Origin of the sequence: Streptomyces sp. NPDC006487 (genome assembly GCF_042870555.1) — a bacterium.
Lineage (GTDB): Bacteria > Actinomycetota > Actinomycetes > Streptomycetales > Streptomycetaceae > Streptomyces.
In genome coordinates this window covers 1-9,495 of sequence record NZ_JBIAHN010000043.1, presented here as the reverse complement: position 1 = coordinate 9,495, position 9,495 = coordinate 1, and the positions used below count along the sequence as shown (strand labels likewise).

Below are 9,495 nucleotides of genomic sequence, written 5' to 3'. Positions count from 1 at the left end.
TGGCCGTCATGTGCGGGAAGAGGTTGAAGCGCTGGAACACCATGCCGATGTCCCGGCGCTGCGCCGCGACCTCGCTGTCCTTCAGCTCGTAGAGCTTGTCGCCCTTCTGCCGGTAGCCCACCAGCATGCCGTCGACGTACAGCCGTCCGGCGTTGACCTGCTCCAGGTGGTTGATGCACCGCAGGAACGTCGACTTGCCGGACCCGGACGGACCGACCAGGCAGAACACCTCACGCGGGGCGACCTCGAGGTCGATGCCCTTGAGGATGTGCGCGGCTCCGTAGGACTTGTGGACGCCTTCGGCCTTCACCATGGCAGTCGAAGTCATCAGGCCACCGCCTTGCGGTTCGAGAAGCGGGAGAGGTTCGCCTTGATCTTCTGCAGCGGGGTGGGCGGCAGGGACCGCAGCGAGCCGCGAGCGTAGCGGCGCTCCAGGTAGTACTGGCCGACACTGAACACACTGGTCAGGACGAGGTACCAGATCGAGGCGACGAAGAACATCTCCATCACCGCGAACGAGGTCGAGGCGATGTCCTGGGCGGCGCGCAGCAGCTCGGGGTACTGCACGGCGACCACCAGCGAGGAGGTCTTCAGCATGTTGATGAACTCGTTGCCCGACGGCGGCACGATCACCCGCATGGCCTGCGGGAGCACGATCCGGCGCATGGTCTGCGTCCGGGTCATGCCCAGCGCGTGCGAGGCCTCGCTCTGTCCCTCGTCGACGGACTGGATGCCGGCACGGACGATCTCCGCCATGTACGCGCCCTCGTTCAGACCGAGCCCCAGCAGGGCGGCCAGGAACGGGGTCATGACCTGGGTCATCTCGTCCTTGTAGAACCCGAGGTTCAGCACAGGGAAGATCAGGGCGAGGTTGAACCAGATCAGGAGCTGTACGTAGACCGGGGTGCCGCGGAAGAACCAGATGTAGAACCAGGCGATGGTGCTGGTCACCGGGTTCTTCGAGAGCCGCATCACCGCGAACAGGACACCGAGCACCAGGCCCAGGGCCATCGAGGCGACGCTGATCCAGATCGTGTTGAGCATGCCCCGGAGGATGGTCGGGTCGAACAGCTTCTCCGGCACGGTCGCCCAGCGGACGTTGCCCTGCGAGAAGGCGACGGCGAGCATCACGACCAGACCGATGACCACCACGGCGCTGACCCAGCGACCGAAATGACGAACCGGAATGGCCTTGATCGCCTCGGGGGGGAGGGAACCGGCCGGCGGGGTGTCCGCCGGGCCCGGGACCTTGTCGAGCTTGTCAGTCACAGTGACTGCCCTTCAGTGTGCTGCGGTGGTGCGCGGAGATCAGGAGCCTGCGTTGATCTTGGCCTCGGTCACGGCACCGGAGCCCGCGTTCCACTTGTCGAGGGCTGCCTTGTACGAGCCGTCCTTGATGATCGCGTCGAGGGCGGCCTTGAGCGCGTCGCGCAGCTCGGCGTTCTTCTTGTCCACGGCGATGCCGAAGAGACCGGCGTCGGTCGGGTTGGCGATGGCCTCGAAGTCGTTGCCGCCGCCGGCGGTCTGCGCGATGTACGCGGCGACCGGGGAGTCGTTGAGGTCGGCCACGGCGCCGCCGGCCTTCACGCGGGTCTGGGCCTCGGCGTCGGTCGGGAAGGACTCGATGGAGACCTCGGCCTTGCCGGCCGTCTTGCACTTCTCGGACTGGTCCTTGGCGGACTGCTCGTAGGTCGTGCCGCGCTGGACGGCGACCTTCTTGCCGCAGAGGTCGTCGAGGGTCTTGATGCCCTGCGGGTTCCCCTTCTTGACCAGGATGCCGGTGGAGGCGGAGAAGTAGTCGACGAAGTCGACGCCCGCACCGGTCTTGGCACCCTTGTCGTCCAGGCCCTCCTGACGGGCCTTGGTGTCGGTGAGCGAGGACATGACCACGTCGCTGCGGCCCGTCTGCATGCTGCCGATCAGGGTGTCGAAGGTGCCCGACTCGAACTTGAAGGTGACGCCGAGCTGCTTGCCGAGGGCCTCCGCGATGCCCGGGTCGACGCCGACGATCTTGCCGCCCTCGGTGAACTCCATCGGCGCGTACGTGGCGTCCGTGCCGACCTTGATGACGCCCGCGTCCTGGATCTTCTTCGGAAGCTTGGAGAAGAGCGGGGCGGCGTTCGCCTTGCCCGACGGCGTCGCGGCGGAACCCTTGTCCGTCTGGTCTCCACAGCCGGTGAGGATCAGGGCGCCGGCGACCGCGATCGCGCCGACCGCGGCGATCCGGGACCGGGCGGCGGTCGTACGGCGGGTGGTGCTTGCGGTCATGAGCTGGTTCCTCCGGCAGGTGGAAAGCATCGAAATGCGGCCCGGCACGCCTCATCGAGTGTCGCGACCTTGTGTGATTAGGGGCATCTTGCCATTCGGACTGAGTCATTCAGGCAGCCCGTCAGGTCAAAATCGGATAACGGCAGCCCCTTCGTACCCAACAGGACTGCGGACAAGGCCCCTCAGAGCCGCACGAACGGCCGTGACCTGGGCCTTTTGCCTCACTATTTACGGCGCGTCTCGCCCATCGGACAGAGAGGTTTGGACTTTTCGCCAAAACCGGGACAAGGGGCTTATGGTCGAGCGGGAATCGACTCGTCTGGGTGAGTGTTCTTCGGGTAGAACAGATCCTTACACCCCTCATCCGGGGCTCAGGGCGCGCGTGCGGCGCGCCCGCGCGTACGAACCTCCCCTTCGTGGAGACGGGCCTACAACCGTCGACGCGAAGACGGACGCGGTGCCCGCCCACCCCTTAACCAGGAGTGGCCACCCTCAACGATTCAAAGACTTAAGGGGTTAAGACAGTGGCAGCGGAGATCGTCAATCCTCGCAGCGACAGCGTGACGGACAACAACCCGGATGCGGTGTTCGCGCTGCACCGGGGCGGCAAGATGGCCATCGTGGCCACCGTGCCGGTCCACAACAAGGACGACCTGTCCCTGGCGTACACGCCCGGCGTTGCGAAGGTCTGCAGCGCCATTGCCGAGCAGCCCGAGCTCGTGAACGAGTACACCTGGAAGTCCAACGTGGTCGCCGTCGTCACCGACGGTACGGCCGTGCTCGGACTCGGTGACATCGGGCCCGAGGCCTCCCTCCCCGTGATGGAGGGCAAGGCCATTCTCTTCAAGCAGTTCGGTGGCGTCGACGCGGTTCCGATCGCGCTCGCCACCAAGGACACGGACGAGATCATCGAGACCGTGATCCGCCTCGCGCCGTCCTTCGGCGGGGTGAACCTGGAGGACATCTCGGCGCCCCGCTGCTTCGAGATCGAGCGCCGCCTCCAGGAGGCGCTGGACATCCCGATCTTCCACGACGACCAGCACGGCACGGCCATCGTGACGCTGGCCGCCATGCGCAACGCCGCGAAGCTCACCGGTCGGACCCTCGCCGACCTGCGCGCCGTGATCTCGGGCGCCGGTGCCGCGGGCATCGCGATCGCCAAGATCCTCGTGGACGCGGGCATCGGCGACGTCTGTGTCACCGACCGCAAGGGCGTCGTCTCCTCCGACCGCTCCGACCTGACGGACGTCAAGGCGGAGATCGCGGGCCTGACGAACAAGACCGGCCAGACCGGTTCCCTGGAGAGCGCCCTCGCGGGCGCGGACGTCTTCATCGGCGTCTCCGGCGGTACGGTCCCCGAGGCCGCGGTGGCGACGATGGCGAAGGACTGCTTCGTCTTCGCCATGGCCAACCCGAACCCGGAGGTCCACCCCGACGTCGCGCACAAGTACGCGGCGGTCGTGGCCACGGGCCGCTCGGACTTCCCGAACCAGATCAACAACGTGCTGGCGTTCCCCGGCATCTTCGCGGGCGCGCTGAAGGTCCGCGCGACCCGGATCACCGAGGGCATGAAGATCGCCGCCGCCGACGCCATCGCCGGCGTCGTGGGTGACGAGCTCGCCGCCGACTACGTGATCCCCTCGCCGTTCGACACCCGCGTCGCCGAGGCCGTCACGGCCGCGGTCGCCGCGGCGGCGAAGGCCGACGGCGTGGCCCGCCTGGCGTAGGCGCCGCACTGGCTGAACGGAAGTGGGGGGGGGGCGGCCCCCCCCCCCGCCGCCCCCCCCCCCGCCGGGGGGGGGGGCCGGGCCCCCCCGGGGGGGGGCGCCCCCCGCCCCGCCCCCCCCCGCCGGGTGCCCGGGGGGGCGGGGGGGCGGGGGGGGGGGGGGGGGGGGGGGGGCCGGGCGGGGGGGGGGGCCCGGGGGGGGGGGCGCCGCCCCCGCGGCGGGGGGGGGGGGGCCCCCCCCCCCCCCCCCCCCCCCCCCCCCACTTCCGTTCCCGGGCGGCCGGCGTTCGCATCCGGTCCGAGGCCGGCCGCATCCAGCCCCGCCGGCGTTTGAGGCGCGGGTCCGGGCGGAGCCCAGGGAACGGCGGAAGGGCGGGTCGGGGACAGCCCCCGCAGGGCCCGGCTCCGCCACGGGCCGGGGCGGGACGTCCGGACGGCCGGCCGCCGGGCCCGGGCCGATCACCGGAAGTGGACGGGGCGGCCCCTGGATCCCCGGGCTACCGACCGGTAGCCTCGCGGCCATGTTCGCTGCCTACGCCGCCCGAATCGACCGTGACCAGCCACTGAACGGCCTCGTGCTGGGCGAACGCCCCGCCCCGCAGGCCCGCCCCGGCTGGGTGACCGTGAACGTCAAGGCCGCCTCCCTCAACCACCACGACCTGTGGTCGCTGCGCGGAGTCGGCCTCGGGGAGGAGAAGCTCCCCATGATCCTCGGCTGTGACGCCGCCGGGATCGACCAGGACGGCAACGAGGTCGTCCTGCACTCCGTCATCGGCCAGACCGGCCACGGGGTCGGTCCCGACGAGCCCCGCTCGATCCTGACCGAGCACTACCAGGGCACCTTCGCCGAGCAGGTCACCGTCCCCGCGTGGAACGTCCTGCGCAAGCCCGCCGAGCTCTCCTTCGAGCAGGCCGCCTGCCTGCCCACCGCATGGCTCACCGCCTACCGGATGCTCTTCACCAACGCGGGCGTCCGCCCCGGGGACTCCGTCCTGGTCCAGGGCGCGGGCGGCGGGGTCGCCACCGCCGCCATCGTCCTCGGCAAGGCCGCCGGCCTGCGGGTCTTCGCGACCAGCCGGGACGAGGCCAAGCGCAAGCGCGCCGTCGAACTGGGCGCCGTGGAGGCGTACGAGCCCGGGGCTCGGCTCCCCCAGCGGGTCGACGCCGTCATCGAGACGGTCGGCGCCGCCACCTGGTCGCACTCGGTCAAGTCCCTGCGCCCCGGCGGCACCCTGGTCATCTCGGGCGCCACCAGCGGGGACCGTCCGGCGCACGCCGAGCTGACCCGGATCTTCTTCCTGGAGCTCAAGGTGGTCGGCTCGACGATGGGATCGAAGGACGAGCTGGAGGACCTGCTGTCCTTCTGCGCGGCGACCGGGGTCCGCCCCGTGATCGACGAGACGCTGCCGCTGGACCGGGCCCGCGAGGGCTTCGCGAAGCTGGAGTCGGGCGACCTCTTCGGCAAGATCGTCCTCACCGTCTAGCCACCGGGCCTCCCGCACCACCGCCCCGCACCACCACTCGGTGTCAATGTGGGTTGACACCTCCCGTGCGTCAACCTACATTGACACCCATGACGGAAGCTACCGATCTGGCCGAGCGCGCCGGTGACCGTGACCCGCGCGTGGGCCTGCGTGCCGTGGCCGCCCTCCGGCGACTGCTGGAGCAACTGGAGGCCGTACAGGTGCGCGGGGCCCGCGCGCAGGGCTGGTCCTGGCAGGAGATCGCGGCCGAGCTGGGCGTCAGCCGGCAGGCCGTACACAAGAAGCACGGGAGGCTCTGATGTTCGAACGCTTCACCCGGGAGGCCCGCTCCACCGTGACGGGCGCGGTCGCGGAGGCCGAGCGGACCGGGGCGCGGCAAGTCGGCGAGGAGCACCTGCTCCTCTCGCTGCTCGCACTGGGCGCGCTCGACCCCCTGGGCGTCGACCGGGCCGCGGTCTGCGCCGACCTGGCGGCGGCCCGCCGCAGGGGCGGGATGTCAAAGGCGGACGAGGAAGCCCTCGCGGGCCTCGGCATCGACCTCACGGAGATCGTCTCCCGCATCGAGGAGACCCACGGCGAGGGCGCCCTGTCGGGCCCGGCCCCCAGGAGCCGCTCCGGCCGCACCCGCTTCACCCCGGGCGCCAAGAAGGTCCTGGAGCAGTCCCTGCGCATCGCCCTGGGCCGCAAGGACCGCCACATCTCCACCCTCCACCTGCTCCTCTCCCTCCTGTCCCGCCCCGGCACACCCGCCGAGGTCCTCGCGGACCACGGGGTCACCTATGCGGGAGCCGAGACGGCCCTGACGGATTGAGCACCGGCACCCCTCCCCCGCGTTCTTCGATGCGACGTACAACCATCCGTGCGGCCCACGCGTCTCGTGCTGCAAAAGAACGTTTCCCAGGAGGTTGTGTCTGTGAAATCGTCCCGGATCACCGCATCGATCACCGTTGCCGCCGATGACACCGGCTGGATCGTGGGCGCTGCGGGCTCCGCGCCCCTCGCCGGCGCGGGCCTCCTGGTCGGCGCCCGGATGCGCCGCGCCGGCGCCCGGGGCTGAGCCGAGCCGTCTCAGCCCTGCGGGCCGAGGGCCGAGGCGATGCGGGCGGCCGCCTCCGCCAGGTGCGTACGGGCCTGCGCCAGCTGGTCGTCGCTGATTCCCCGGTCGCGGGCCGCGTCGCGGATGTCGTCGCGGAAGCGGTCCAGCAGCCGGTCCAGGTCGCGGGCCGGGTCTCCCGTCGCCGGCACGTCCCGCGCCCAGTCCGTGTCGGGAGCGGACGCCGGAGCGGCCGAAGGGGCGCGGGGCGCGGTCGCGGTGGGGGCCGCCGTCGAGCCGGAGCCTCCGAGCCAGGCTCCCGCCAGGCTGCCCAGGACTCCGCCCGACTTCGCGAACTGCTCCTGCAGTTGACCGGCGATGCGCTGGACCTCCTCACGGGCCCGCTCCTGCGCCTCCTTGGCCTGCCGGCGCGCCTGCTGCGCCTCCTCGCGGGCCCGGCGGCTCTCGTCCTTCGCCCGGCGCGCCTGTTCCTTCCACTCGGCCTTGGCCTTGCGGAGCTCCTCCTTGGCGGCCTTCCAGGACTCGTCCTCCACCTGCGTGGCCGACGCGCTGGCCGCGGCCCGCAGTTCGCGCCGCAGGTCGCCCGCCGCGCCGCTCACGTCGGCACGGATCTCGGCGGCCAGTTCCGAGACCGAGTCGCGGATCTCCAGTTCCAGGTCGGCCAGTTCGCCGCCGCGGTCGGCCAGTTCGGCGCGGCCCGCGTCGGTGATCGAGTACACCTTGCGCCCGCCTTCGGTCGCGTGCGTGACCAGGCCCTCGGTCTCCAGCTTGGCCAGGCGCGGGTACACCGTGCCAGCGGAGGGTGCGTACAGCCCCTGGAAACGCTCCTCGAGCAGCCGGATCACCTCGTACCCGTGGCGCGGGGCCTCGTCGAGCAGCTTGAGGAGGTAGAGGCGGAGGCGGCCGTGGGCGAAGACGGGCGGCATGTCAGAGCACCTTCTTGTCGAGCGCGAGCGGGGCGGCCGGGGTGGCCGGCCCGGCCGGTTCCGCGGGGGAGGTCTCGGCCGGGCGGCGCAGCAGCGCGATGGAGCCGGAAACGGTGGTGGCGCGCAGGGTGCCGGTGCCGGCGCCCAGAGTGCCGGTGATCCGCTTGGCGCCCATCTGGCCCGAGACCCGCAGGTCCTCGAAGGCGTTGGAGACGCCGCCGGTGGCGGTGTTGGCCTCGACCCGGGCGTCGGCCGGGTGCGGGAGGCGGATGGCGACCTGCCCGGAAACGGAGTTGAGGGAGATGTCGACCGGCCGCGGTGCGGGCCGGTCGTCCAGGGCGAGGTCGATCAGCATGTCGCCGCTGACCGAGTCGGCCCGTACGTTGCCGGCGGCGCCGTCGACGACCGTCAGGCCGCCGGACACGGAGTGGAATCCGAGCTCGCCGGTCACGGACTGGGCCTCGACCCCGCCGGAGACGGTGTGCGCCTTGATCCGGCCGGACAGGCCGACGAGCGTGGTGTCGCCGGAGACCCCGTGGATGTCGGTGCCGCCGTCGATGCCGGAGACGAAGACGGTGGCGCTGACGGTGGCCAGCTGCACCCGGGTGGCGGCCGGGACCGTGAGGGTCACGGTCGCGCTGCGCTCCCAGGCCTTGCGGCCGGAGTCGGAGGCGGACCAGGCCTTCCAGGGCTTGCTCTCGAACCACTGCTTGAGCCCCTGGGAGCCGTTCCAGGGGAGGTCTTCGTAGGAGATGGTGAGGGTCCCGCCCTCCTGCACGACGTGCAGGGGCGGCCCGTCCACCTCGGAGACCTCCAGGCGGGCCGGACCCTCCTCGGCGGCGACCACGTTGACCGTGCCGCCGGCCATCCGGACGCGGACCTCGGTCACCGGCTCCTCGAAGGCGAGCTTCTGCGGTGCGGCGACCGACCACACCTGCGGCGGACTCTGCGGATTCTGCGCTGCCTCTGCCATGGTGCTGGCCCTCCTCGGCGTACCTGCACGCAACATATCGCGTCTTCTGGCTAACACGATATATCGCGGTTGCGGGAAGTCAAGCACGTCAGGATGATCCAAAATCATCATTTTGGGCCGTTTTGGCTTAGCGTGTGGCCATGTCGATCTCCCAGACCACGGCGGGCGGACTGCTGCTCTGCCGCGCCGAGCCCCTCGCCGCCCGACCCGCCGCGCACATCCTGCGCGAGCGCCTGCTGCTGGCCCCCGCCGGCGAGTGGAGCGTGCTGGTGCCCGAGGCCAAGCCCTGGCTCGGCGGCGCGGAATCCGTGGCCGAAGTCCTGGCGGGCTGGGGTGCGGCGGTCGCGCTGAGCTCCAACTGGCCGGTGCTGAGCCTGTGGTGGGAAGACGGCCGGACCGGCTTCGTCCTGTCCTGCGGATTCCGCCGCTCCGCGGCCTACGAGTGGGACGCGGCGGGCCGCCCGCACCGCGAGCCGGACGCCCCGCACTCCGCGGACACGGACGCCATGCGGCTGCTCGCGGCCCGGCTCGGACTGGACCCGGTCCTGGACCTGGAGGAACTGGAGCGCCTCACCCGCCCCGACGAGGCTGCGGACGGCGAGTCCCGGCTGCTCGGCGTCATCGCGCTGCTGGCCCGCGCGGGGCTGGCGCTCCCGGCGGGCCTGAACCCGGGCGAACCGGCCGACCGGCTGCGGGAAGCGGCCCGGGTCGCGCCGGCGGCGGAGCGGGTGGAGTGGGCGGGCTGGCGCGACACGGTGCGGGCGGAGCTCGCGGTGGTCGAGGACAGCCCCCTGGGCCCGTGGCTCCGGGGCCCCAAGGCCCGTCTGGCGGGTGCGGCCCAACTGGCCGCCGGAGCCCCCCTGATGCTGTGGGCGGCCCGCCGCCGCAGCCCGGGCTGGCTGGCCGCGGGCACCGTCCTGGTGACCCACGGCGCGGCCGCCCTGGCCTACGACCGGGCCCGCCGCCGCGCCTAGGTGTGTTGTCCGGGGACGTTGGTGACACGCGTGCTGGGTTCTTGAAATGGGTGAGGGCCTCCGGGTTCGGTGGGGATTGCGACATCTCAA

At 71.6% G+C, this 9,495-nt stretch carries 11 protein-coding genes; 6 read left to right on the top strand and 5 right to left on the bottom strand.

The genetic code is table 11. The features are described from left to right. From ACFYM0_RS37790 to ACFYM0_RS37780, 3 genes are all read right to left on the bottom strand, one after another. A partial coding sequence (locus ACFYM0_RS37790) for an ATP-binding cassette domain-containing protein (protein ID WP_388510256.1) occupies positions 1 to 328 on the bottom strand: 328 nt, incomplete at its 3' end. Further along, complete coding sequence (locus ACFYM0_RS37785) at positions 328 to 1,269, bottom strand: ABC transporter permease subunit (protein WP_388510253.1); 942 nt, start codon at positions 1,267 to 1,269, stop codon at positions 328 to 330. The genes ACFYM0_RS37790 and ACFYM0_RS37785, both read right to left, overlap by 1 nt. Positions 1,270 to 1,308: 39 nt before the next feature. Next, entirely contained in the window at positions 1,309 to 2,268 is a 960-nt protein-coding gene (locus tag ACFYM0_RS37780) for an ABC transporter substrate-binding protein (protein WP_388510251.1), read from the bottom strand. Between the two features lie 524 nt (positions 2,269 to 2,792). Between ACFYM0_RS37780 and ACFYM0_RS37775 the strand changes: the two genes are divergently transcribed. The 5 genes from ACFYM0_RS37775 to ACFYM0_RS37755 all read left to right on the top strand — a co-directional run bounded on the left by ACFYM0_RS37775 (position 2,793) and on the right by ACFYM0_RS37755 (position 6,535). Then, positions 2,793 to 3,995 (top strand): NADP-dependent malic enzyme, encoded by a 1,203-nt coding sequence (locus tag ACFYM0_RS37775; protein WP_327254908.1) that lies wholly within the window; start codon positions 2,793 to 2,795, stop codon positions 3,993 to 3,995. 520 nt (positions 3,996 to 4,515) lie between these two features. Continuing rightward, positions 4,516 to 5,478 (top strand): zinc-binding dehydrogenase, encoded by a 963-nt coding sequence (locus ACFYM0_RS37770; RefSeq protein ID WP_388510247.1) that lies wholly within the window; start codon positions 4,516 to 4,518, stop codon positions 5,476 to 5,478. Between the two features lie 89 nt (positions 5,479 to 5,567). Beyond that, positions 5,568 to 5,777 carry a helix-turn-helix domain-containing protein gene (locus ACFYM0_RS37765; protein ID WP_243336126.1) on the top strand — a complete coding sequence of 70 codons (210 nt, stop codon included), beginning with the start codon at positions 5,568 to 5,570 and terminating at the stop codon, positions 5,775 to 5,777. Further along, complete coding sequence (locus tag ACFYM0_RS37760) at positions 5,777 to 6,289, top strand: Clp protease N-terminal domain-containing protein (protein WP_388510244.1); 513 nt, start codon at positions 5,777 to 5,779, stop codon at positions 6,287 to 6,289. Before ACFYM0_RS37765 ends, ACFYM0_RS37760 begins: the two co-directional genes overlap by 1 nt. Positions 6,290 to 6,391: 102 nt before the next feature. Then, complete coding sequence (locus ACFYM0_RS37755; protein WP_388510241.1) at positions 6,392 to 6,535, top strand: hypothetical protein; 144 nt, start codon at positions 6,392 to 6,394, stop codon at positions 6,533 to 6,535. An 11-nt stretch (positions 6,536 to 6,546) separates the two neighbouring features. Here the strand turns inward: ACFYM0_RS37755 and ACFYM0_RS37750 are convergent, their stop codons facing one another. Next, a complete protein-coding gene (locus ACFYM0_RS37750) occupies positions 6,547 to 7,458 on the bottom strand; it encodes a helix-turn-helix transcriptional regulator (protein WP_388510238.1) in 912 nt (303 codons plus the stop codon). Between the two features lies 1 nt (position 7,459). Continuing rightward, positions 7,460 to 8,431: a DUF4097 domain-containing protein gene (locus ACFYM0_RS37745; protein WP_388510235.1), complete on the bottom strand. Its 972-nt coding sequence runs from the start codon at positions 8,429 to 8,431 to the stop codon at positions 7,460 to 7,462. A gap of 140 nt (positions 8,432 to 8,571) precedes the next feature. Between ACFYM0_RS37745 and ACFYM0_RS37740 the strand changes: the two genes are divergently transcribed. Beyond that, positions 8,572 to 9,405, top strand: a complete 834-nt coding sequence (locus ACFYM0_RS37740; protein WP_388510232.1) for a hypothetical protein — start codon at positions 8,572 to 8,574, stop codon at positions 9,403 to 9,405. Positions 9,406 to 9,495: the final 90 nt, after the last annotated feature.

What these genes read in the sequence shown, in the direction of transcription:
- ACFYM0_RS37780 (WP_388510251.1), bottom strand. Translation starts at nt 2,268, where the DNA reads ATGACCGCAAGCACCACCCGCCGTACGACCGCCGCCCGGTCCCGGATC.
- ACFYM0_RS37770 (WP_388510247.1), top strand. Translation starts at nt 4,516, where the DNA reads ATGTTCGCTGCCTACGCCGCCCGAATCGACCGTGACCAGCCACTGAAC.
- ACFYM0_RS37765 (WP_243336126.1), top strand. Translation starts at nt 5,568, where the DNA reads ATGACGGAAGCTACCGATCTGGCCGAGCGCGCCGGTGACCGTGACCCG.
- ACFYM0_RS37760 (WP_388510244.1), top strand. Translation starts at nt 5,777, where the DNA reads ATGTTCGAACGCTTCACCCGGGAGGCCCGCTCCACCGTGACGGGCGCG.
- ACFYM0_RS37750 (WP_388510238.1), bottom strand. Translation starts at nt 7,458, where the DNA reads ATGCCGCCCGTCTTCGCCCACGGCCGCCTCCGCCTCTACCTCCTCAAG.
- ACFYM0_RS37745 (WP_388510235.1), bottom strand. Translation starts at nt 8,431, where the DNA reads ATGGCAGAGGCAGCGCAGAATCCGCAGAGTCCGCCGCAGGTGTGGTCG.
- ACFYM0_RS37740 (WP_388510232.1), top strand. Translation starts at nt 8,572, where the DNA reads ATGTCGATCTCCCAGACCACGGCGGGCGGACTGCTGCTCTGCCGCGCC.